This window comes from Flavobacterium sp. KACC 22763, assembly GCF_028736155.1.
GTDB lineage: Bacteria > Bacteroidota > Bacteroidia > Flavobacteriales > Flavobacteriaceae > Flavobacterium.
The window spans coordinates 435,108-460,479 of sequence record NZ_CP117879.1; the positions used below are offsets into that span (position 1 = coordinate 435,108).

Annotated in this window: 20 protein-coding genes; 10 read left to right on the forward strand and 10 right to left on the reverse strand. The window is 33.7% G+C overall.

Annotated features, from left to right (window positions below):
- Positions 1-175: 175 nt before the first annotated feature.
- The 7 genes from PQ463_RS01875 to PQ463_RS01905 form a co-directional block, all read right to left on the reverse strand.
- Positions 176-478: a DUF6787 family protein gene (locus tag PQ463_RS01875; protein ID WP_274256045.1), complete on the reverse strand. Its 303-nt coding sequence runs from the start codon at positions 476-478 to the stop codon at positions 176-178.
- A gap of 31 nt (positions 479-509) precedes the next feature.
- Positions 510-950: a DUF6146 family protein gene (locus tag PQ463_RS01880; protein WP_274256048.1), complete on the reverse strand. Its 441-nt coding sequence runs from the start codon at positions 948-950 to the stop codon at positions 510-512.
- Between the two features lie 200 nt (positions 951-1,150).
- Entirely contained in the window at positions 1,151-1,714 is a 564-nt protein-coding gene (locus PQ463_RS01885; RefSeq protein WP_274256050.1) for a DUF937 domain-containing protein, read from the reverse strand.
- 157 nt (positions 1,715-1,871) lie between these two features.
- Positions 1,872-2,219: a hypothetical protein gene (locus tag PQ463_RS01890; RefSeq protein ID WP_274256052.1), complete on the reverse strand. Its 348-nt coding sequence runs from the start codon at positions 2,217-2,219 to the stop codon at positions 1,872-1,874.
- Positions 2,220-2,312: 93 nt separating this feature from the next.
- A complete protein-coding gene (locus PQ463_RS01895; protein ID WP_274256054.1) occupies positions 2,313-3,263 on the reverse strand; it encodes a D-2-hydroxyacid dehydrogenase in 951 nt (316 codons plus the stop codon).
- 151 nt (positions 3,264-3,414) lie between these two features.
- Positions 3,415-4,485, reverse strand: a complete 1,071-nt coding sequence (serC, locus tag PQ463_RS01900) for a 3-phosphoserine/phosphohydroxythreonine transaminase (protein ID WP_111424096.1) — start codon at positions 4,483-4,485, stop codon at positions 3,415-3,417.
- Positions 4,486-4,578: 93 nt separating this feature from the next.
- A complete protein-coding gene (locus PQ463_RS01905) occupies positions 4,579-5,646 on the reverse strand; it encodes an acyl-CoA reductase (RefSeq protein WP_274256055.1) in 1,068 nt (355 codons plus the stop codon).
- Between the two features lie 192 nt (positions 5,647-5,838).
- Here PQ463_RS01905 and PQ463_RS01910 point away from each other — a divergent pair, with 192 nt between their 5' ends.
- Complete coding sequence (locus PQ463_RS01910) at positions 5,839-6,189, forward strand: 4Fe-4S dicluster domain-containing protein (protein ID WP_111366760.1); 351 nt, start codon at positions 5,839-5,841, stop codon at positions 6,187-6,189.
- A 171-nt stretch (positions 6,190-6,360) separates the two neighbouring features.
- Positions 6,361-7,524 (forward strand): hypothetical protein, encoded by a 1,164-nt coding sequence (locus PQ463_RS01915; RefSeq protein WP_274256057.1) that lies wholly within the window; start codon positions 6,361-6,363, stop codon positions 7,522-7,524.
- Between the two features lie 85 nt (positions 7,525-7,609).
- Here the strand turns inward: PQ463_RS01915 and PQ463_RS01920 are convergent, their stop codons facing one another.
- Complete coding sequence (locus PQ463_RS01920; protein ID WP_274256059.1) at positions 7,610-10,243, reverse strand: TonB-dependent receptor; 2,634 nt, start codon at positions 10,241-10,243, stop codon at positions 7,610-7,612.
- A 294-nt stretch (positions 10,244-10,537) separates the two neighbouring features.
- Here PQ463_RS01920 and ychF point away from each other — a divergent pair, with 294 nt between their 5' ends.
- From ychF to PQ463_RS01960, 8 genes are all read left to right on the forward strand, one after another.
- Positions 10,538-11,632: a redox-regulated ATPase YchF gene (gene ychF, locus PQ463_RS01925; RefSeq protein WP_111424099.1), complete on the forward strand. Its 1,095-nt coding sequence runs from the start codon at positions 10,538-10,540 to the stop codon at positions 11,630-11,632.
- Between the two features lie 351 nt (positions 11,633-11,983).
- Positions 11,984-12,661, forward strand: a complete 678-nt coding sequence (locus tag PQ463_RS01930; protein ID WP_274256062.1) for a TIGR02117 family protein — start codon at positions 11,984-11,986, stop codon at positions 12,659-12,661.
- A gap of 402 nt (positions 12,662-13,063) precedes the next feature.
- Positions 13,064-13,978, forward strand: a complete 915-nt coding sequence (locus PQ463_RS01935; RefSeq protein WP_274256063.1) for a YihY/virulence factor BrkB family protein — start codon at positions 13,064-13,066, stop codon at positions 13,976-13,978.
- A gap of 114 nt (positions 13,979-14,092) precedes the next feature.
- On the forward strand, positions 14,093-14,617 hold the full coding sequence (locus PQ463_RS01940; RefSeq protein ID WP_274256064.1) for an NADPH-dependent FMN reductase: 525 nt from the start codon (positions 14,093-14,095) through the stop codon (positions 14,615-14,617).
- Complete coding sequence (locus PQ463_RS01945) at positions 14,618-15,598, forward strand: transglutaminase domain-containing protein (RefSeq protein ID WP_274256065.1); 981 nt, start codon at positions 14,618-14,620, stop codon at positions 15,596-15,598.
- Between the two features lie 78 nt (positions 15,599-15,676).
- On the forward strand, positions 15,677-16,852 hold the full coding sequence (gene pncB, locus PQ463_RS01950; protein WP_274256066.1) for a nicotinate phosphoribosyltransferase: 1,176 nt from the start codon (positions 15,677-15,679) through the stop codon (positions 16,850-16,852).
- A gap of 162 nt (positions 16,853-17,014) precedes the next feature.
- Positions 17,015-18,883, forward strand: a complete 1,869-nt coding sequence (locus tag PQ463_RS01955; RefSeq protein ID WP_274256068.1) for a DNA topoisomerase IV subunit B — start codon at positions 17,015-17,017, stop codon at positions 18,881-18,883.
- A gap of 45 nt (positions 18,884-18,928) precedes the next feature.
- Positions 18,929-21,649, forward strand: coding sequence for a DNA gyrase/topoisomerase IV subunit A (locus PQ463_RS01960; RefSeq protein ID WP_274256069.1), 2,721 nt, complete (start codon positions 18,929-18,931; stop codon positions 21,647-21,649).
- 50 nt (positions 21,650-21,699) lie between these two features.
- Here PQ463_RS01960 and PQ463_RS01965 read toward each other — a convergent pair whose 3' ends face one another.
- Positions 21,700-24,162 (reverse strand): AAA family ATPase, encoded by a 2,463-nt coding sequence (locus PQ463_RS01965; RefSeq protein ID WP_274256070.1) that lies wholly within the window; start codon positions 24,160-24,162, stop codon positions 21,700-21,702.
- Positions 24,163-24,170: 8 nt separating this feature from the next.
- The gene (locus PQ463_RS01970) at positions 24,171-25,223 is read right to left on the reverse strand and encodes a PKD domain-containing protein (RefSeq protein ID WP_274256072.1); all 1,053 of its coding nucleotides are present in this window, start codon (positions 25,221-25,223) and stop codon (positions 24,171-24,173) included.
- Positions 25,224-25,372 lie beyond the last annotated feature (149 nt).

Here is a 25,372-nt window from a genome sequence, read left to right on the forward strand (position 1 = left end):
CTTCTTTTAGGCTAATTTTTTTAATACTCGATATCTGATAAATACAGGGATTGATCCAAATAAAGCTTATAAAATATAATTAATTGAAGAAAATAAAAAAGAAACTAAAAAATGAGAATGAAGGAAAATTTTAACCAGAACGGTTTTTGAAATTTAAAAGAGAGGGAGAAGAAAACTAATCTTTAAACAAAAATCCAAGTCCCATGTTTTTAAGCATTTTCTTTTCAAAGTTCCAAAAGAATTTAAATTGCCCAAAAATAGTTCCGATAGCAACCAATAGCACTTGATAAATCGGGAAGATGACAATAAGGCGAATAAGTGTAAACCAGCCACCAAAATCTTCTTTAGTAATTCCTAGCCAAACGCAGAAGGGTTTAGACAGCCAAGCAGATGCCGATCCTGTGATGGCAAAAACGATAAATATAATTACGGCTTGTAAATTGGAGGTGATTCCCCAGCGTTTTTTTAATCTGTTCATTGCTATTTGTAATGATTACAAATATAGTACATTATCTTGACGGAACATAACCCCAAAGCTTTTGTTTGTAAGTATTTTGAAAATAAATCATGTAATTGTAAATTAGGTAATTTACTTCATAGCCGTAATGAATGTCAGGACGATAGTCAATTGACATTTCATATAGATTTGGGTTATATCGCTGTGGCTGCAAAACACGATTATTCCATTCTGTTACATACAGTTTGTTTTTGTTTTCAAGATATTCTAATGAATGATAATTTCGAGGGTAAGCTCTAGAAACAAGCCAATTGCTAAAGCCATTATCAATAATAATAACTTCGTATTCAAGTGAATCATTTGCAATTCTAACGGTATCGCTTATTTTTTTATTTGATGAAGATGCAGTATCTGTGCTTGCAATATTCTGAGAAGCAGAAGAGCAAGCCATAATAGTGAGTAAAACAATTAATATGGAAACGCATTTTTTCATAGCATAAATTTACGAATATTTTTTTTGGTTCAGAGAGGCAAAGGTTTAAAGTAACAAAGGTTTAACATTCTTTTGAAGGTTCTAAGTTGCTAAGCTTCTAAGCTTTCTTTTTGGTTGTGTGCATAAAAGTAAAAAGCTGTTTGCGAGCAAACAGCTTTAAAAGCTTAGTATCTTAGAAACTTAGTGTCTTAGTGTCTTAACTATTTACTCCCAAATAGTTTCCCGATAAAACCTGCAATTCCTCCTTTACTTTTGGTAACTACAAGTACATCTGCAACGTCAACTTTTCCGTCACTGTTTTGGTCAAGTCCGAATTGCATTCCGTATTTAGAAATAGTATCCATTATTCCAGAAGCTTGTCCGCTGTTTCCTGAAATGGAATTTATAATATCTGAGATTTGAAAACTGCTATCGTTTGGGTCTTTTGCTTTATTGACTAAAGAACCTAAAATCTGCGGAATCAAATTGGAAGCTACTCCATTTGAATCAGCACTGCTCAAACCAAATTTTTCGCCAAGATTGCCACTCAATTGCTGTTGAATTTGCTGAACAACAGGATTAGAACTATCTATTGGAGAATTTCCGTTAAATAATCCGGCAATCTGATCTGTGTTTCCTTCAGAAACAATCTTTTTTAATCCTTCAAAAATAGAACTGCTTGTTTCGCTTATTACGGCGTCATTATGCTCATTTGGGACAGCTTTATTGTTTACAACAGCATCGCCTCCGTATTGCTGTACTAATTGGGTTAATTGTTCAAACATGATATTTAGGGTTTAGATTACAAATCAAATTTAAACAAAAAAAGAAAGGGATTTATTAAACTGTGTTAATAAATCCCTTTTAAGTGATTTAATTATAGTTAATTAGCTTAATGAGATGGTTGAGCGTTATTTGTTTGATTTTAAATAAGAGTTAGTATTAAATTTTTACTCCGCACCAAGTAGTTACATTTTTAGAATTAAATCCTGGGCAAGATTTGGTTTTGTTTTTCGGAAAAAATAAAACATCATTATGAAATGTACTCAGATTATAATAGTAATTATTACAGTCTTCCCCATATCTCCAGACATCACTTGAACCATCATTTTGAATAGTTTCTTTAAAAGTAAAAATTGAAGATTGTTTCGGAATGAAATACTCTTTTTCAATGATAAGTGAAAATATGTTAGCAAAGATATTTGTATAGAATAAAGCAATTAAAGCAATAGATGCTATTAAAAGAGTAGTCCATTTTTGAACAGAATTTTTTTTATAAATTTTCGTCATATTAGATAAAGCTGATGCCAAAAATAGTAAAAAAGAAAGGGATTTACTACATATAGAAGTAAATCCCTTTTGAATAAGAATATTATAATTTTGTTAGCTCAACAAGGTAATAATTTGTGAAGCTAATTCTGTACCAATTCTATCTTGTGCTTCTCCTGTAGCAGCCCCAATGTGAGGAGTCAAAGAGATTTTAGAGTGCATTAAGATTGCCATTTCTGGTTTTGGCTCGCTTTCGAAAACATCTAAACCAGCAAAAGCAACTTTTCCTGAATCTAAAGCTTTTACTAAAGCTACTTCATCAATAACGCCTCCACGAGCACAGTTTACGATTCCAACTCCGTCTTTCATGATTTCAAGTTCTTTCTCTCCAATGATATATCCATCTTGAGCAGGAACGTGTAATGTGATGAAATCTGCTTCTTTAAATAAAGACTCTAAAGATTGAGAAACGATTTTAGTTGTAATTGACTGTCCGTCAAAAAACTCAACTTTTACATCTACTTCAGGAATAAAGCTATCTGCAGCGATAACTTTCATACCTAAACCAAGAGCCATTTTTGCAGTAGCTTGTCCGATACGACCAATACCAACAATACCTAAAGTTTTTCCTCTTAATTCAGTTCCGTTTGCGTAAGCTTTTTTCAAACCGTCAAAGTTTGAATCTCCTTCAAGAGGCATATTTCTGTTAGAATCATGTAAAAAACGTACACCAGAAAATAAGTGTCCGAATACTAATTCTGCAACAGACTCTGAAGATGAAGCAGGAGTATTAATTACATGGATTCCTTTGCTTTTTGCATAATCCACATCGATATTATCCATACCAACACCACCACGACCGATGATTTTGATTCCAGGACAAGAATCGATAATATCTTTACGAACTTTAGTTGCACTACGAACTAAAATTACGTCAATATTGTTATCATTTATATAGTTAGCTACTTGTTCTTGAGCTACTTTTGTAGTGATAACTTCAAAACCGCCTTTTTCTAAGGCTAGAATTCCGCTTTTAGAAATTCCATCATTTGCTAATACTTTCATTGCAGGGTTTATTTTTTTGTTTGGTTTAATCGCTTAACCGTTTATTTGTTTAACCGATAATCCAACTATTTGATTTTTCTTTTTTGATATTTTAAAGCATTTTTTTGTCGATTAAACAGTTAAACAAATTAACGATTAACCGAAAAAAAAATTAAACTTTGCTTTCCAATGCTTTCATTACGTCAACCAAAACCTGAACGCTTTCAATTGGCATAGCGTTGTAGATAGAAGCTCTGTAACCGCCAACAGAACGGTGTCCTGGCAATCCAGAAATGTTTGCCGCTTTCCATAAAGCATCAAAAGTTTCTGTATGATCAGGGTTTGTCAGTAAGAAAGTTACGTTCATGTTTGAACGATCTTCTACAGCAGCTGCACCTTTAAATAATGGATTTCTGTCGATTTCAGCGTAAAGTAATTCAGCTTTAGCGTTGTTTAATTTTTCAACAGCAGCGATTCCGCCTTTTTCTTTAATCCATTGTAAAGTTAAAAGAGAAACGTAAACAGCAAATACAGGTGGAGTATTGTACATACTTTCGCCTTTAATGTGTTTAGCATAATCTAGCATACTCGGAATAGTTTTTCCGTTTTTGCCTAAGATTTCTTCTTTAACCACTACTAGAGTAGTTCCTGCAGGGCCCATATTTTTTTGAGCACCAGCGTAGATTAAATCAAATTTAGAGAAATCTAATTCACGTGAAAAAATATCAGAACTCATATCGCATACAACAGGAACATTTGTTGCTGGGAATTCTTTCATTTGAGTTCCAAAGATGGTATTGTTACTTGTGCAGTGGAAATAGTCAGCATCAGCTGGAATTTCGTAACCTTTAGGAACATAAGTATAATTGTCTTCTTTTGAAGAAGCTACGACAACAGTTTCACCGAAAAGTTTAGCTTCTTTGATCGCCGCAGTTGCCCACGTTCCAGAATCTAAATAAGCCGCTTTTCCGTTTTCTTTCATTAAGTTGTATGGAGCCATTAAGAATGCTGTGCTGGCACCACCTTGTAAAAATAAAGCTTGATAACCTTTTCCTTGAAGACCTAATAATTCTAAAGCAAGGGAACGAGCTTCCTCCATAACTGCAACGAAGTCTTTGCTTCGGTGCGAGATTTCAAGGATAGATAATCCTGAATCATTAAAATTTAAAATTGCTTTAGATGCCTTCTCAAAAACTTCCTGAGGTAAAATACTTGGTCCTGCGCTGTAGTTGTGTTTTTTCATGGTTGTTGTTAATAGTCGAAAATTTTAAAGACGCAAATTTCGGCAATAAGAGCCGAAAAAGCGTTAAAATATTCGAAATAATTAAACAATTTATTACTTTGTTGTTAACAAAAACGTTATAGTATCCACATTGTCTGCGTAATCCCACAATTGAGGTTTTTGGGTTTCTCCAAATGCGATACTATTTGCAGTTAAATTATTGCTGACGATGCATTGAATTTGATCTGCGTCTTCCTGAAGACGTTTTTGGAGTTCTTGTAGGTTTTCGTAGTATTCATAAAATACACTCGAAATAGGCGAAGCATAACTCGAATCTTCTTTTAAAGTTAAAAATCCGTTATCTAATAATTTGAAATTACTCATTAAGAAAACAGCCTTATTGTAATCATAATTATTAGCGAATTTTTCATAATGAATGACATCTTGATATTTGAACATTGCCTGAAAAAAAGCTTCAAAAGAATAGCCTTTCGGAATATACAATTTTGAAACATTTCGACATCCTAAACCAAAGTATCTGAAAATATCTTCACCAAGTGCTTCTAACTCTTCATTAGTTTCTTTTCCAGTTAAAATCGCAGCCGAATTTCTGTTTTTACGAATAATTGAAGGTTTGTCTTTAAAATAATATTCAAAATAACGAGCAGTATTGTTGCTTCCAGTTGCAATTACAGCATCAAAGTTTTCTAGTTTTCCTTCTACGAAAGTGATTCTGTCTTTCAGAGTTTCATCAACAGCAATTAAATATTTAGCTAAAAACGGCAGTAAATGCTGATCATTTGACGAAGTCTTGATTAAAGCTTTATTTCCAGTTATTAAAACAGATAAGAAATCGTGAAAACCTACTAACGGAATATTTCCAGCTAAGATTAGAGCGATAGTTTTTGGATTTTCATCATTTTCCTCAATTTTATATGAAGAAAGCCATTTGTCTATATTTTCTTTTGTTAAAGCTTCCGCCCAAGATTGTATAGAGAAATATACTTGTTCGGGAGTATACCATCCATTATGAGATTGCGATAAATGAATTAGATTTTCGAAATCTTCAAAAAAGATATCGTTATATAAAACGTCAGATTTTTGCGCGGAAGCACTTTCAGAAAACTGACTTAAAAATTTTCCTAATTCAACAAAAACACTTTTTTTTGTTTCTAATGTCATAATGTTTGTTTATGAATTGTTTTGATTGTAATTTTGCACAAAAATAAGCATAATTAAGTCGAAAGACAAAAGTCCAAAGTCCAAAGTCGAAAGTTGAAAAGGCTTTTATACTTTTAACTTTAATACTTTCAAACTTTATGACATATTTTATGACTTTAGACTTTATGACTTTTAAACTTTAAGACTAAAAAGATGGCAATTATTATAACTGACGAATGCATCAATTGTGGGGCTTGCGAACCAGAGTGCCCAAATACAGCAATATATGAAGGAGCAGATGATTGGAGATATAAAGACGGAACAAGTCTTTCTGGAAAAATAGTTTTACCTGACGGAACTGAAGTTGACGCTGATGATGCGCAGACTCCAATTTCTGACGAAATCTATTATATCGTACCAGGAAAATGTACAGAATGTAAAGGTTTTCACGATGAGCCTCAATGTGCTGCTGTTTGTCCTGTTGACTGTTGTGTACCTGATGATAATCACGTTGAAGACGAAGAAACTTTGTTAGAGAGACAAGCTTTTTTACATAACGAGTAAAAAAACGCTGTTTAATTAATATAGAATCCTGAGTTGAAAAACTCAGGATTTTTTTTGCCCTGATTTCAGGTATTTGTAAAAGTTAGTCTCTTGATAGCGAATGTTTTATTTTTTGGACTGTTGCTTTATTGTTAGAAAAATAATACTTTAGTTGAAAAAATAACAATGCCTATGAAGAAATTGCTACTTTTATTTATCGTTTTACTTAACTATTTAAGCGTTTTTGCACAAAAGGAAGAGTATTCTATTATTGTTAAGGATATAGAAACCATGGAGCCAATACAAAATGCTACGGTTAAAATAATGAAAACACAGCAAATTTTATTGAGCAATGAAGAAGGAAAAGTTACTTTTATGCTAACTGGTGGATCTAATGTTCAGGTTTCTGAAACTAATTATGAAGATTTGACCGTACGCTGGACTTCTTTGAACGGAGAGCAAAAATTTGTTGTTTATTTAAAGAGCAAAAACAATAAATTAGATGAAGTAGTTTTGTCTAAGGAATCTCCAGAAAAAACACTTCAGAAATTGGTTAACAATTCTACAAAGAAAATTAGCATTTCCCATAGACAGAAAGTATATGTGAGAGAGTTTTTTATGCTCGACAATCAGTACACGTATTATAATGATGGTTTGGTGAATTTTCAATTTGATAAAAATAATAATGAAACCACTTTACTGGTGGAGCAAAATCGTTCTTACGGATTATTAGAAGCAGATGTAAGTGCTGATTTGAAAGGGTATAATTTGAATGATATAATGGAGAATTATTCGAATTTTAAATACTTAAAACCTTTATTGGATTCAAAAGCCAAAAAGGAATATGATTTTACAACTAAAGGACATTCTAAAAATAAAGATTACTACGTAATGTCAGTTGTTCCGCTGGATAAAGCTAAAGAAGCAATTGATAATTTTGAAATCATTTATGATCCTTTAAAAAAGATTATTGTGGAATTTACTATTTCTGTTACGCCTGCAACTCTTGATAAAGTGGAAGAGAAGACAAAAGAAGGTGATAAAAACATGACAAAATCATTTGTTAAAGTAAATTATAGATGGGATGGAACTGATTACTACTTATTGAGCTCCAATGAAGAAATTGGCTATAATCTTGTTTTGAAGGATAAAACTAAAAATATTCAAGTAAGAAATAGTTTTGTTACAACAGGTTTTAATAAACAGAATTTTACTTATAATGAAAGTGACGTCTTTAAAGAAAAATCGCTTTTTAATAAGAAAAACAAAATCCTGACCAATTATTGGGACATTTCAGGATTTACAGCTACCGATGAAGAAAAAGCAATCATCGCATCTTTAGAGTTTAAATTGTAATTATAAATAGAAATGAAAAATCCTGAACATTATGTTCAGGATTTTTTTTGTTTTATGTCAGGCTAAGCAAATTCGAAGCCTTTTTTTAAAAATTAAATCCAAGTCTTGCATAGTAATAAGCTCCGCTGAAACCCATTTGTACAGCATCCCAATAACCTCCAGCTTCTGTATTTCCTTGTTCGTCCTGTTTAGTTGGGTATACATTAAATAAGTTGTTGCTTCCTAAAGTCAGTTTTAAGCTTTTTGTAAATTGATATCCAACAGTTAAATCAGTAATCAATCTTGGGTTGTAAACATCGTCTTCATCAGCATAATCAACCAAAACTACTTTGCTGAAACGAGTAAAAGCTAATCCTGCATCAAATTTGTTTTTTGCATAAGTAAGGTTTAAACCAAATTTATTGTCTGGAGCAGAAGCCAGTAAAAATGCTTTTTCGCGTTTTCCGAAGAAAATAGCTTCGTCAAGAGTGCCATTTTTAACCTTGTCAATTTTCATGTCGTTGATGTTTCCTACTAAAGTGGCACCAAATTGGCCGAAATCAAAGTTTTTCTTCCAAGAGAAAACCAAATCCAAACCATGTGTGCTTGTGTCAACTCCATTTACGAAAAATTGAGCTTCGGAAACACCAAGATTTAAAGAACTGGCATCAAAATATCCAGTCAAAACAATACGGTCTTTTACCTGAATATAATAGCCGTCAACTGTAGCTGTAAAATCGCCAAAAGATGCCGTAAAACCTAAAGAAGCATTTACTGCTTTTTCTTCATTCAATTTCTGAATTCCGAACGCTCTTGTTACTGGGCTATCGTTTGGTGCCAATAATACTTCTGTTGCCCCGCTGGCATTAAAGTTGGTAAAACGTAAATTATAATAAATTTGAGCTAAAGATGGCGCACGGAAACCTGTGCTTATCGATCCTCTAGCGTTGATATGATCTGTAAGTTTAAGCCTTGAGGCTAATTTTCCGTTTAGTGTACTTCCAAAATCACTGTAATTTTCAAAACGTAAAGCTCCGCTTAACATCCAAGCTTCAGTAACATCCAATTCGGCATCAGTATAAAGAGAGAAGTTAGTTCTGTCTTTATTTACTTCGTTGGCAGGGCTGTATCCAGGGAAACCTTGCGAACCTCCAGGTCTTGGTTCTCCAGTTACAGGGTCAATTGGTGCGCTTTGCGTTGTCGGATCGGTAATAGGTTTTCCGTTTGTATCATAAGTTGCGTATGAACCTTCTTCGCCAGCAAAAATTTCAAATTGCTCCACTCTAAATTCAGCTCCAAAAGCAATATTTAAACCTTTTAAAACATCTCCATAATTTTTAGAAATATCAAAATTTGTGGTGTTTTGAAGTAAACTGTGTCCTCCAGCATCAAATTCATGAGGAGATTTTTCTTCAAGAGAAGCATTTATAGTTCCTTTAATATCGTATTGGAATTTGTTTTTACCAAAAGTATTGCTCAAATCAAATTTCCATCCGCCAGAAGATTCAGTTCTAATTCCTGCTGCGATAGAATTATCATTAATTTTAGAAGTAATTCTTGGCGTGTATCCACCTGGATAAACAGATTCTACAACTCTTTCGCCATCATTTCTGGTAAAAGCATAAGCATCTGTATCTCTAAAATTGCTTCCGCCAAAAGCGTAAAATTCAGTTTTTTCAGAAATAGGAATTGCTAAATTGGCGAACAAGTTAACGCCTGTCATTTCAGCATCTCCAAAACCTTTTCTAAAATCGTAAGCAGGTCTTAGCGTTTTGTTTTTGCTTAAAAATTCTCCCGTAACATTTACATAACCGCCTTTAGAGCCAATTCCTGTTCCGTAGTTTGCTGCTACTCTTACTGAACCTCCATCGAAATCCTGATCTTTTCCATAAGAGTTTCCGTTTCCATTCTGATCCAATCTAAATCCTTTTGTATTTGGAGTCCCTGGCAAGAATTCGCCTTTGGCATGTGTGTTAAAAACACCATACGTAACAGAGCCTGTTAATTCGTCAACGTTGTCATTTGTCACAATATTAATAACTCCGGCAATGGCATCAGAACCATATTGAGCAGAGGCACCGTCGCGCAGAATTTCAATTCTTTTAATAGATGCGGCAGGAATCGCATTCAAATCTGTTCCTGTATTACCGCGCCCGCGCGTTCCAAATAAATTGATTAGAGAAGATTGATGCCTTCTTTTTCCGTTAATCAAAACCAAGGTCTGATCTGGTCCCATACCTCTCAAAGAAGCAGGGTCAACGTGGTCGGCACCATCAGATCCCGATTGTTTATTGGCATTAAATGAGGGAGCGACGTATTGCAATAGCTGATTAATTTCGATTTTTCCGCTTTGCGTCGTAACATCTTTTACATTGATTACATCAATAGGAACTGCCGAATTTACAACGGTTCTCTTAGCATTTCTGGAACCAACCACAACAACGTCATTTAAAACCTGACCATCATTTTCACTTAATGTAACATTTATTTTATCTCCAGAAGCTGTTTTTTCAACTGTTGTAAATCCTACATAACTGAAAACCAAAGTTGCGCCTTCTTTAACTTTTATTCTGAAGCTTCCCTCAAAATCGGTAGAAACACCATTAGAAGTTCCTTTTTCGACAATATTAACACCTGGAAGTGGGTTTCCAGTTTTATCTTTTACAAGACCCGAGACCTCTTTTTGTGCAAAAAGAAATGCTGAATTCAGCAGAAATAGTAATAATGCAATCTTTTTCATAGTTGTTGGTTTATTGGTTTGTTTTTTGTTAATCAGTTTTATAAAAGTAATGTTTTTTAACAAAAATTTAATAAAATGTTTAAAAATTTCATTACGTATATCTAAAATTATATTATTGGCCATTTTTACTTCGTGCAAGAGCTATTAAATCTTATATTTGCAAAATTTTAAAGCCAAAAAATAGCATTTTGGCAGAAAATAATAAAAACAGGTAAATCATAAGGCATTAAATCACAGGGTTTAATGTTAAGGGCTGAATTTGAAGGCTCGCATAAAATAAATAGAAACAAACAGATGAAAGCAGGAATTGTAGGATTACCAAATGTTGGAAAATCAACATTATTTAATTGTTTATCTAATGCAAAAGCGCAGAGTGCGAACTTTCCGTTTTGTACAATCGAGCCAAATATTGGTGTTGTAAACGTTCCAGATCCAAGAATCAATAAATTGGAAGAATTGGTAAAACCAGAGCGCGTTCAAATGGCAACTGTAGATATCGTTGATATTGCAGGTTTGGTAAAAGGAGCAAGTAAAGGTGAAGGTCTTGGAAACCAGTTTTTAGGAAACATTAGAGAGTGTAATGCTATCATTCACGTTTTACGTTGTTTTGATAATGATAATATTGTGCACGTTGACGGAAACGTAAACCCAATTCGTGATAAAGAAACTATCGATATCGAATTGCAGTTAAAAGATTTAGAAACAATCGAAAAACGTTTAGAGAAAGTAAAACGTGCTGCAAAAACAGGAAATAAAGAGGCTCAAACAGAAGAAGCTTTATTGAACAGAATTAGAGAAGCATTATTGCAAGCAAAATCTGCAAGAACAATTGTTCCTCAAAATAATGACGAAGAAGTTCTTATGGAAAGTTTCCAATTAATCACTGCAAAACCAGTTTTATACGTTTGTAACGTTGACGAAAGTTCTGCAGTAAACGGAAACAAATATGTGGATCAAGTTCGTGAATTAGTAAAAGATGAAGAAGCTGAAGTTATTGTGCTTTCAGTAGGAGCAGAAGCTGATATCACAGAATTAGAAAGCTACGAAGAGCGTCAGGTTTTTCTTGAAGATATGGGATTAGAAGAGCCAGGAGCATCAGTTTTAATTCGTGCAGCTTACAAATTATTAAAACAGCAAACGTATTTTACAGCTGGTGTAAAAGAAGTTCGTGCTTGGACAATCAATATCGGAGCTACAGCGCCACAAGCAGCTGGAGTTATCCACACAGATTTTGAAAAAGGATTTATCCGTGCTGAGGTGATTTCATACGATGATTACGTTCAATACGGTTCTGAAGCAAAAGCAAAAGAAGCTGGAAAATTCAGAGTTGAAGGAAAAGAATATATCGTGAAAGATGGTGATGTAATGCATTTCCGTTTTAACGTTTAGTCTTTTTTTCTTGAGATAAAAGAGTAAAGAAGAAAGATAATAGAGTAAAACTGCTGGAGGGATTCAGCAGTTTTTTTATACTTAAAATTAAAGTTCTCTTTTGTCAGGCTGAGCGAAGTCCAAGCCCGCACAAAGATTGGAAATACTTTAGGGAATTTCTAATGTGTCCTTCGACTTCGCTCAGGAAGAAAAAGAACGAGGATAGAAATAAAAAAAAATCTGTTTAAATCTGCGCTTTCGCGAAAGCGAATCAGTAAAATCCGCGTCCCATTTTAGCAACTGAAAATTTTTGGCTCAAAAATTGGTTACAGAAAAATTAACCAATTACTAATCTAAAATCAATCAATCAAAATGCTAAAAAAATCATTCAAAATTCTAGGCTGGATGCTTTTCGGAATTTTCAGTTTTCTTGCTTTGTACATTTCTTCTGTTTTAATCATTTCTAAAATTACGGTAAATTCAGATGTCGCTCAGGTCGAAGAACAAAATGCAATTCCTATTTATATTCTATCAAATGGAGTTCATACTGATATTGTGGTTCCGATAAAAAATGAAATTAAAGATTGGCGAAGCGAAATTCAATTTAGCCAGACACAATCAAAAGATTCTTTAATGAATTATATCGCTTTTGGCTGGGGAGATAAAGGCTTTTATTTGGAAACGCCAGAATGGTCAGATTTAAAAGCAAGTACAGCTTTCAAAGCTGCATTCGGAATCAGTTCTTCCGCTGTACATGCGACGTTTTTTAAGCAATTAAGAGAAGGTGAAGACTGCAAACGAATTTTAGTTTCAAAAGAAAATTATCAAAACTTAGTCAATTATATTTCAAATAGTTTTAGTGATCCAATTCATCCACAATGGATTGAAGGTCACAGTTATGGAAAAAAAGATGCTTTCTATGAAGCAAGAGGGAGCTATAGTCTTTTCTATACTTGCAATACTTGGGCAAACAATGCTTTAAAGGCGGCTAACCAAAAAGCAAGTTTATGGACGGTTTATGATAAAGGGATTTTTTGTCATTATAAATGATTTTTTGATGTTAAGTCCCTACGGGACAGTTAAAGTGTCGTTTTTTTGAGTTACCAATATTAAATCTCTACGAGATTTTTTGTTAAGGATTTAATATTGTTCATTCAAATCATGGATCTAAAAAGTAGTATTCCGTTAGGAATTACATATCGGTAAATCAAGAATTGAACTCTGGGAAGATATTCCGTTAGGAATAGCATATCGGTAAATCGAGAATTCAGCCCTGAGAAAAATATTCCGTTAGGAATTAAATATTGGTAAAATTATAATGCGTTCCCAGCACAATTATTCCGCTAGGAATTAAATATCATATATGGAAAAAATATAAAATTCTAACAAAATCCAAGAAGTTAAAAATTTTCATTAATGCTTAAATTTGAGTGAATATCAAAAAATAAGCAAATGAAAAATCATAACATCTTTTCAAAAACTTGGTATTTATTAAAAACAACATTTTTAGAATTCAATGATGACAATGCTATCAAGCTCAGTGCAGCGTTATCTTATTATACTATTTTTGCTTTGCCTCCTTTGTTGATTATTATAATTACCATTTGTGGCTTCTTTTTTGGGGAAGAGGCAGTCACGGGGCAGTTATACGGTCAGATAAATCGATTGGTCGGGAATAATGCTGCGGTACAGATTCAGGAGGCAATCAAAAATGTTCAATTATCAGACAGTAATGTTTTTGTAACCGTTTTTGGGGTTGTCATGTTGCTGATTGGGGCATCAGGAGTTTTTGCCGAAATTCAGAGTTCAATCAATTATATTTGGGGACTTCGTGCAAAACCAAATAAAGGATTGAAAAAATTTATTCAAAACAGATTGATGTCATTTTCTATGATAGTTTCAGTTGGATTTTTGATGCTGGTTAGTCTAATAGTCAATGCTACACTCGACGTTTTAAATGCACGTTTAAAACTCTATTTTCCGGACACAACAGTTTACTTTTTTTATGTGGTTAATTTGGTGATTGTTTTTGCTAGTATTACATTGCTTTTTGCTATTATATTCCGAACTTTACCAGACGGAGTTATCAAATGGAAAGATGCTTTTATTGGAGCTTCCTGCACAGCAATTTTATTTATGATAGGTAAATTTGCAATTGGATTGTACTTGGGAAATTCAACTGTTGCAAGCGTTTATGGCGCAGCAGGTTCTGTAATTATAATTTTGGTTTGGGTGTATTATTCGGCCATTATTTTATATTTTGGAGCAGAATTTACTAAAGTCTATGCAAAAGCTTTTGGCGGAAGTATTTCACCAAATGATTATTCTGTAGAAATACAAAAGGAGATTTTTGAAATAGAAAATTAATATTAAACCATATAAGTGATATAAGTTCATTTAAAAAGCTATGTCTTTAAATTAAAGATGTCAAACTTAAATTTTCTTATATTACTTATATGGTTTTAAAAAAATACCACAAATATGAAAATAGTAGCCTTTGGAGGAAGCAACAGTAAGCAATCAATCAACAAACGTTTTGCAACTTATGCATCAAGCTTGTTTGAAAATGTAGATGTCGAAGTTTTAGATTTGAACGATTTTGCAATGCCGGTTTTTAGCGTAGATCTAGAAAAAGAAATTGGTCAGCATGAAGTGGCGCAAGCATTCTTGAATAAACTTAAAGAAGCTGATATTCTAGTGGTTTCAATGGCAGAAAATAACGGAAATTATTCTGTTGCTTTCAAAAATGTTTTCGATTGGAGTTCTAGAATCGAAAAAGACGTTTTCCAACATAAACCAATGTTATTATTGGCAACTTCTCCAGGCGGTAGAGGAGGCGCATCTGTTTTAGGAATTGCGCAGAATCTTTTCCCGCGTTATGGTGCAGAAATTAAAGGAAGTTTCTCATTACCAGCATTTGGCTCGAATTTTGATTTACAAGAAAATAAAATCTCTAATCCTGAATTAGATCAAGAACTGAAAGATATTATTAAATCAAATTTTTAAATGCCACAAAAAAAGATTGCTCTTATTTTCCTTTTATTAAATAGTATTTTCATCAATTTCACTTTTGCTCAAAAGATCAGTGAAGTCGATAAAATAGTTGCAAAATATCCAAAAAGCTTCGATAGCACCGAAAAATTAGCCGACAGAATCGAAAAGGATTTTGATTCGGATTATGATCGTGCGCGTGCTATTTACAGCTGGATTGCCTTCAATATAAGATACGATTATAATGCGTATTTGAATCCGCCGAGAACGCAAGGTTTCAGCTATTCTTCTGAAGCTGAAAAACAGCGAAAAATAAAACAGCTGAATGATAATTTGATTCAGAAAGCTTTTAAATCTAAAAAAGCGGTCTGCGAAGGTTTTACGGCTTTGTATCAGCATTTGGCATCTTTGATGGGAATTAAATGCGAAATCATTCGTGGTGATTCTAAGATTTCAGTAAGAGATATCGGCAGGAAAACTACTTCATCCAATCATGCTTGGAATATGGTTTTGATTGATAAAAAATGGCGTCTTTTGGATGTGACATGGGGGCAAGGCTATTATGACAGCAGTAAAGGAAGAATGGTCAACGATTTTAATCCTGCTTATTTTGATACAGATCCCGATTATTTCTTTGCGAAGCATTTTCCAGATTCAGGTTCTTATTTGGGAAACAGATTAAGTAAAGAAGATTTTCTGAATGGCCCTTTAATTTACAATACTACAATCGAAAAAGATTATAAAATTAAATCGCCTGATTCTGGAATAATTGAAGCTCGAAATGGTGATAAAATTACAGTTGAAATCAAAAATCTCTCAAAATCGAATCAGGTTTTTTATTTGAATAAATACAATAAAGCTGTTAAAGTTCAGAATCCAAAAGAAAAACGAGGGGGATTAGAATTCCAAATGGGCATCGATAACAATATTGGAGATTATATTACTGTTTTTGTGGATGGTAATAGTGTGGTCTCTTTTAAAGTAGTTTCGAAATAATTTATTTAAGGATTATTCAATTTTCATCTTTTCTGAAATTGCCGTATCTTAGCAAGGAATGATCCGAATTTGAACACTATGGAAGCGACTTTTCTGAAATCAATCTTAGATAATGATTTCTACAAATTTACAATGCAGCATGCTGTAATTAAACTTTTTCCAAAAGCAAAGGTTCGTTATGGATTTATAAACCGCGGGAAACATATTTTTCCAGAAGGTTTTGCAGATTTACTTCGAAATTCTGTTGATGCAATGGCAGATTTACGTTTAACAAAGGAAGAAAAGAATTATCTCGCTCATTATTGCCCATATCTCGATCCCACTTATTTAGATTTTCTGCAAGGATATAGTTTTGATCCGTCTGAAGTTCAGATTAGTCAAGAAGGTTCGGAAATAACAGTAACTGTTGAAGGATTTTGGTATAGAACCATTTTATGGGAAGTGCCTTTAATGGCTTTGATTTCGGAACTTTTTTACAAAGCAAATCATTTAATTCGTTTAAATGATGAAGCTGTAAAAAGTCTTACGAAAGAAAAAATAGAGAATTACAATAAACTTGGTGTTTCTATTTTGGAGTTTGGAACAAGGCGACGTCACTCTTATGATGTCCAAAATCTTGTAAATGAAACTTTGCGTACTTATGGCGGACAAAGCTTCATTGGTACAAGCAATGTGCATTTTGCAATGGTAAATAATCGAAGACCTTTAGGCACGCATGCTCATGAATGGTTTATGTTTCATGCGGCGCAATATGGCTTTAAAATGGCAAATTCCATCAGTCTAGAACATTGGACACAAGTTTATAGCGGAGATCTCGGAATCGCTTTAACAGATACTTATACTACAGAAATATTTTTCAATCAGTTTGATAAAAAATATTCCAAACTTTTTGATGGCGTTCGACATGACAGTGGTGATCCAATTGAGTTTGCCCAAAAAGTGATTTCCCATTACATTAAAATGGGAATAGATCCAAAATCAAAAGCCATTGTTTTTTCAGATTCGCTCAATTACGATAAAGTAAAAAAGATTGTCGATTTCTGTCAGGACAAAATAAAAATGTCATTTGGAATTGGAACCAATTTTACCAACGATGTGGGGCTTCCTCCAATGAATATGGTGATTAAATTAACAGATACAAAGCCCGATAATTTGCATTGGCAAGGTGTTGTGAAACTGTCTGATGAAAAGAACAAAAATACGGGAACGCCCGAAATGATTGCTTTGGCAAAAGAAGTTCTTGGAATAAAGTAGTGTTTTTTTGCTGAAAATGCATTTTTTTATAACTTCGATACTCGTTTTATTTTAAAATCAGCTTAAATAGATTTTAAACTGTTATTATTCATAACAAAAAGAAAATACGCTTTCATTTTTTGTTAAGAAATGGTACATTAGCAAAAAATCCTAAAATCATATATGCTAGAGCAAAATCAATATACCGAAGATAATATTCGTTCGCTTGATTGGAAAGAACATATCCGTATGCGTCCTGGAATGTATATCGGAAAGCTTGGAGACGGTTCTTCTCCAGATGATGGTATTTACATTCTTCTAAAAGAGGTTTTAGATAACTGTATCGATGAGTTCGTAATGGGCTCAGGAAAAACTATTGAGGTAAGTATCAAAGAAAAAACGGTTACTGTTCGTGATTACGGACGTGGTATTCCGTTAGGGAAAGTGGTCGATGTAGTGTCGAAGATGAACACGGGAGGTAAATACGATTCTAAAGCTTTCCAGAAATCAGTTGGTTTAAATGGTGTCGGAACAAAAGCGGTTAATGCGCTTTCTACTTTTTTTCGTGTAGAATCGGTACGTGATGATAAACAAAAAGGAGCAGAGTTTTCTGCTGGAAATTTAGTTTTAGAAGAAGATATAATCGATACTACAAAACGTAAAGGAACAAAAGTAACTTTTACGCCAGACGAAACGATTTTCAAAAACTATAAATTCCGTTTAGAATATGTTATCAAAATGGTCAAAAATTATTGTTATCTAAACAATGGTTTGACGATTATTTTTAATGGAGAAAAATACTATTCAGAAAACGGACTTCGTGATTTGTTAGAAGAAACTATCAGCGAAGAAGATTTAGAATACCCAATTATTCATTTGAAAGACCATGATATTGAGGTGGCATTGACACATAGTAAAACTCAATACAGTGAAGAATATCACTCTTTCGTAAACGGTCAGAATACAACACAAGGAGGAACGCACTTAGCGGCTTACCGTGAAGCTGTTGTAAAAACAATACGTGAATTTTATAATAAGAATTTTGATGCGTCTGACGTTCGAAAATCGATTGTAAGTGCGATTAGTATTAAGGTGATGGAACCAGTTTTTGAGTCTCAGACCAAAACAAAATTAGGTTCTACCGATATGGGTTCTGACGACGGAACACCAGCAGTTTCTGTTCGTACTTTCGTTAATGATTTTATCAAAACGAAACTAGATAATTATCTACATAAAAATCCGCCGACAGCTGAAGCTTTATTGCGTAAAATTCTTCAGGCAGAACGCGAAAGAAAAGAATTGTCAGGAATTAGAAAACTGGCGACAGATCGTGCTAAAAAAGCCAATCTTCATAATAAAAAATTAAGAGATTGCCGTGCGCATCTTCCTGACACTAAAAATCCTAGAAACTTAGAAAGCACGCTTTTTATTACCGAGGGAGATTCGGCTTCTGGATCGATTACAAAGTCGCGTGACGTAAACACACAAGCGGTTTTCAGTTTACGTGGTAAACCTCTGAATTCATACGGAATGTCTAAAAAGATTGTGTATGAAAATGAAGAATTCAATTTATTGCAAGCTGCACTTGATATCGAAGACGGACTAGAAAAACTACGTTATAACAATATCGTAATCGCAACCGATGCCGATGTCGACGGAATGCACATTCGTTTGCTTTTGATTACTTTCTTTTTACAGTTTTTCCCTGAGTTAATAAAAGAAGGGCATTTGTATATTTTACAGACACCTCTTTTCAGGGTTCGAAACAAAAAAGAAACGATTTATTGTTATTCTGAAGAAGAAAGAAAAGACGCGATTGAGAAACTAAAACCAAAACCAGAAATCACTCGATTCAAAGGTTTGGGAGAGATTTCGCCAGATGAGTTCAAGAACTTTATTGGAGACACAATTCGCCTTGATCCGGTTATGATGGATAAACATACTTCGATTGAGCAATTGTTATCTTTCTACATGGGGAAAAACACGCCAGACAGACAAGAGTTTATTATCAAGAATTTGAAGGTGGAGATTGATGAGCTTGAGGAGGCTTAAAATTAAAGAAGAAGAATTTTTTAGTAGTTATACTGAACAAAATATATGAAAGACGAAGAAGACGATAACATAATTCCAAACGACGACGAGAATAATCAAGATGAAAACCTGATGGATGACAGTCAGGATGGAGATGACGATGAGATTATCGACGTAGATGCGAAGCATTTTGAAGGACAGCATTTTTACGAAAATCAGGAAGAAGAGGGTGAAGATGTTATTACGAAAGTAACAGGAATGTACAAAGATTGGTTCTTAGATTATGCTTCGTATGTAATTTTAGAACGTGCAGTTCCTGCTATCGAGGACGGATTCAAACCTGTTCAGCGTCGTATTATGCACTCTTTAAAAGAGCTGGATGATGGTCGTTATAACAAAGTTGCCAATGTTGTTGGTCACACCATGCAGTATCACCCACACGGAGATGCGAGTATTGGTGATGCAATGGTGCAAATTGGTCAAAAAGATTTATTGATTGACTGCCAAGGAAACTGGGGAAATATTTTAACAGGTGACGGTGCGGCAGCGCCCCGTTATATTGAGGCACGTTTATCTAAATTTGCTTTGGAGGTTTTGTATTCTCCAAAAATCACAGAATGGGGACTGTCGTATGACGGTAGAAAAGCTGAACCAATTAATCTTCCAGTAAAATTTCCATTGCTTTTAGCGCAAGGGGCGGAAGGTATTGCGGTTGGTTTATCAACGAAAGTTTTGCCTCATAACTTCAATGAATTAATTGATGCTTCGATTAAAATCTTAAAAGGGAAGCCGTTTACGCTTTATCCTGATTTTATGACGCAGGGTATTGCTGATGTTTCGAATTATAACGACGGAATGCGTGGCGGACGTGTGCGTGTGCGTGCTAAAATTTCGCAGTTAGACAAAAATACCTTGGTGATTACGCAGATTCCGTTTTCTACCAATACATCGAGTTTAATTGACAGTATTTTGAAAGCCAATGAAAAAGGCAAAATCAAAATCAAGAAAATTGAAGACAATACTGCGGCCGATGTTGAGATTTTAATTCACCTTTTCCCAGGTGTTTCGCCAGATAAGACAATTGACGCATTGTTTGCCTTTACAGCCTGCGAAACTTCTGTAGCACCTTTAGGATGCGTTATTGAAGACAATAAGCCGTTGTTTATCGGAGTTTCACAAATGTTGAAAATTTCAACAGAAAGAACAGTTGATTTGCTTAAGCAAGAGCTTGAAATTCAGCTTGAAGAATTAAAAAATAAGTGGCATTTCTCTACTTTAGAAAAAATCTTCATCCGTGAAGAAATGTATATTGACTTCAAATTATACGGAGACAGAGAATCACTTTACAAATATTTATATGATCGTTTTGAGCCTTTCAAGAAATCATTTGTTAGAGAAATCAATGACGATGATTTACAGCGTTTGACTCAGATCCCGATGATTCGTATTACGCGTTTCGACTCTGATAAAGCCGATGAATTGATTTCAAGGTTAGAAGAAGAAATGAAAGAGGTAGAATACAATTTAGAACATCTTACAGATTTTGCTATTGCTTACTTTACCAAATTAAAAGAGAAATACGGAAAAGGACGCGAGCGTCAGACTGAACTTCGTGTGTTTGATAACGTTGAGGCAACCAAAGTTGTTTTAAGAAATACAAAACTATATGTAAACCGTGAAGAAGGTTTCGTAGGAACAAGTTTAAAGAAAGACGAATATGTAGGCGATTGTTCCGATATTGATGATGTTATCGTGTTTTTGCGAGATGGAACATTGATGATCACAAAAGTCGATGCCAAAACTTTTATAGGGAAAGATATTATACACGCTGCCGTTTTTGATAAAAACGATAAACGTACCATTTACAATATGATGTACCGCGATGGTAAATCAGGACCGTCTTATATCAAACGTTTTAATGTTACTGGAGTAACCCGTGATAAAGCGTACGATTTAACAAATGGAACAAACGGTTCTCAGGTTGTTTATTTCTCGCATAATCCAAATGGAGAAGCTGAGGTTGTAACTATTTTATTGCGTCAAGTTGGAACGATCAAGAAATTGAAATTTGATATTGATTTTGCTAAACTGGCAATTAAAGGACGAGGTTCTAAAGGAAACTTAGTGACCAAATATCCGATTAAGAAAATCGAATTAAAAGAAAAAGGAATTTCGACTTTGCTGCCAAGAAAAGTTTGGTTTGATGATACCGTAAAACGTTTAAATGTTGACGCAAGAGGAGAATTGTTAGGAGAATTTAAACCGACAGATAAAATCTTAGTAATTAATCAGTCTGGTAAATTAAAAGTGCTTATTCCGGAATTATCTACTCATTTTGATGAAGATATGATTGTTCTGGAGAAATGGAAACCTAAAAAACCGATTTCTGCGATTTACTATGATGGAGAAAAAGAGCGTTATTTCTTAAAACGTTTCTTGGTTGAAAATGAAGGAAAAGAAGAAAGCTTTATTACCGACCATCCGAATTCGCAATTGGAAATCGTTTCGACAGATTATCGTCCTGTAGCGCAATTGGTTTTTGCAAAAGTAAAAGGAGTTCAAAAAGATGATCTTCATATTGATGTTGAAGACTTTATAGCTGTAAAAGGTTTTAAAGCTTTAGGAAACCAATTGACGACTGATAAATTAAGACAAGTAAATTTATTAGAACCACTACCTTATGAAGAACCTGTCGAAGAAATTCCAGAAAGACCTGAAATTCTGGAAGATGATGCAGTGGAAACAGAATTAGATGATGATGGCCAAATAGGTTTGGTTTTAGAATAATAAATAAAAAACGCTAAGATTTAGTTCTTAGCGTTTTTTTATAGGTTAAATTAATTCTCAACCGAAACAGATTCTGCTATAATCCATTTCACTTCGTTGTTTTCAATAATTACTGAGATGCTGTCGTTGTCTTTAACTTCCCCAGAAATTATCTTTTTAGCCAGCGGTCTTCTTAAATGTGTTCTAATGATGTTTTTGATAGGTCTTGCGCCATATTTTGCATTGTAACCATTTTCGGCTAGATATAGTTTAGTTTCTAAAGGAATTTCTACTGTCATTTTACTATTCTTTAATAAATCAATGAATTCCTTTTTTAGATGGATCTCAAATATTTTTAGAGCATTTTCTTTATTGATTGGAGCAAAAGGTACAATCTCAGTCAAACGTCCTAAAAATTCAGGCCTGAAATAATTTGCCATAATTTCCATTAACGAACTAGATGCTGGAATTTCACCATTATTAAATGTATTAACGATATGATCTGCACCAATATTCGACGTAAATAGAATGATGGCATTGGAGAAATCACCTTCTTTTCCTAAACGATCGTGCAGTTTTCCTTCATCCATAATCTGAAGAAATACGTCAAAAACGGAAGGATGTGCCTTTTCAATTTCATCAAACAAAACAATAGAATACGGTTTTTGTCTAATCTTGTTTACTAGTAATCCGCCTTCTTCATAACCAACATATCCTGGAGGCGCACCGTATAACAATGCAGCCGAATGTTCTTCTTTAAATTCAGACATATCAAAACGAATAATAGCATTTTCATCCTGAAAAAGAAATTCAGCCAAACTTTTAGCCAATTCGGTTTTTCCTGTTCCTGTTGGGCCTAGGAAAAAGAAAGAAGCAATTGGCTGTCCTGCTTTGCTTAAACCCGATCGTGATTCTAAAATAGAACCGGCAACAGTCTCAATACAATGATCCTGTCCAATTACTCTTCGGCCTAAAACTTCCTCAATGTTATTAAGTTTCTGTTTCTCTTCTTCTTTAAGTTTTCCCGCAGGAATACCCGTTTTTTTAGCGATTATCAAAGACAAATCAAAAGCCTCAATATGGGAGCGTTTGTCAAGCGCTTTTTCTTCAAGTGTGCTAATAAGGTTTTCAATATAACTTAGAATCGATTCTGATGTTTCAAAATTTAGTTTTTCATTTTGCTCATCAACATCTATCAAAAACGCTGTTTTGTTTGTTAAATCATTTAGAAACCAATTATACTCTTTTAGTAATTGATTTTCTGATAAATTGTCTTTGTTCTCTTTTAATAGATTTAACTTATTGGTAATAGACTGCTTCTCATTAAGAAAAGATTCTCCCGAAGTTTTTAGAACAGACATCGTATGGTCAATCAAATTAATGGCTGATTCAGGAAGACTTTTTTCCTTTAAATACCGTTTAGATAATCGAATAGATTCTGAAATCGTTTCATCATCTATTTGTATTTTATGATGTTCTTGATAGGTTTTGATAGATTCGCGAATCATACGAAACAGAGTTTCATCATCAGCTTCTTCCAGTTTTACAATTTCAAACATTCCAGCAAGTCCTTGCTCTTTTTCAATTCTTTTAGAATATTCGTCAATTGTAGAGGTGGCAATAATATTTAGCCCTTTTGCTAGCTCGCCTTTAAGAACATTTGAAACGCCTGAATCTCCTCCATTTTTATCAAGTAAAATATGAATTTCTTCAATAATTAGTATAGCTCTCGGATATTGTTTAAGTTCCTGAATACAGTTTTTTAATCGATCTTCTATTTCGCCTTTGTATGAAGCTCCAGCAATAAGTGAGGAAAGATCAAGTTCAAACAGCTGTACCTTGTTTAAAATATCTGGAACTTGATTGGCAGTTACATCTTGAATAAGAGTATCAATTAAAATTGATTTTCCAATGCCGCGATCGCCAATAAGCAAAACATTGGGTTTAGAAAATCGGCAGAGTATTTCTTTTATGGCATTCAATTCGGCTTCACGCCCAATTGCGGATACTCTTTTTTTATTTTTTTCTAGGTTTTTATGAACGCAATATTTGCTCAAAAAGCCTTTTTTTACTTCTTGTTTTATACCGTTTTCCGTTTGTGGAATAACAATTTGATCTTCTAGCAATTCATTTCTAGAGATGGGGTAGGATTTCATCTGATCGAAGTTGAAACCTACACCGGGAGAACTTAAAGCGGTTATAATGGCATAGAGGCTAATTTCATCTTCATTCAAAGCAATTCGTACCGATTCTGCTTCTTTTATAATATCGTCGATCAAATCGCTTGGTTCAGCATCGAGAACATGAGTGGTTTTAGGTTCTTCTTCGATTCGAACTTCTGCCCATTCATCAAGATAATAGACATCTTTGCCCATAGCTTCGAGCCGTTTCAAAAGTGATAAATCTCTGTTTAAAATGGCTTTTAATAAATGGGATGCTGAATAGTATTTATTTGAATTGGTTTTAGCAATTTTCTTGGCAATTTCTAGTGCACTTAATAATTCTGCACTGAAAACGTTTTTTTCTTCTTCCATATCAAAATTTAATCTTTAGACCATATCAGGTATTTTTTTACTTTATAGCTGATATTTAATCCTTTAATGCAGTTAGTTTGTTTGTCTTTGTTTAAACGTATTGATTCAATCTTTATCTTTTTCCCTTTTACAGAAGCGCATAATTGAGAAAAAGTCAAAAGATCGTTATCATTTTTTACCACAGGAACATCTAAATCATCACACAGGAATTCTGCAAAATCATCTTTTGTTTTACTGCCTTCTGCTACTTTTTTGAATAAAATTTCAAACTGATCTTCAGACATTTTAGGCGCTTTTTTTGGTACAGCAGTAGTGTCTTTTACTGTTTTGGTTTTTGGCGCAACTGGAACATATTGCAGCATTTCTTCCAACGGATCTTTTTTTACAGATCCTCGAGGCAATGCAAAAGCCTCTGCTTTTTTTTCAAATTCATATGAGCTTACATCCAGTGGATTAGTCTTTTTAATTACTCTTGGATGCACATAAATAATCTTTTTTGCCACACGGCTAAAATCTCCGTTTATAACTAAAGTAATTGTTTTTTCACCTGGTGTTATAAAGCTGTAAACAGGATTAGAGGAGGTTTCATCAATGCCTTTATTTTCACCAAACGCCCATTCCCAAGTTCGCGCATCATCAGAAATTGATTTAAAATACGCGGGCTGTCCAACTGTAATGGTTTTGGGTGCAATAATTTTTGGCGTGCCTATTTTATCAGCAGCAAATTTGTCTTTTATAGTGATTTCTTTTGTATGGGTACAATTGCCATTTATTGTTAAAGTCACATAGTATTTTCCCGGATTTTTATAAATGTGAAAAGTGTGTTTTCTGACATCTTTTTCTGACCCGTCCCCGAAGTCCCAAATCCATGATTTTGCATTAGGAGTTTTGTCATAAAATTCTATCGATTCCTCTGATTGTGAATGATCTGCAAAAATGTAAAACTTGGCATCTTCACAATCGACATGGTTAAAAAATTGGATGATAAATGCAATGATTCCAGCTAATAAGAGAAGTGCAAAAAAAAATACAACTCTAACATCAATATTTTTTTGATTCATTTTGATATTTTACTATGTAAGATAATTTTAACAAAAATTGGAAGCAAATGTAATTTTATTTATTTTAAAAAAGCTATATTTTATAATATAAATTTTACAAATTTTATTTGTATTCTTACAAAATATTTTGTTAGGTTTGTAGCTATCAC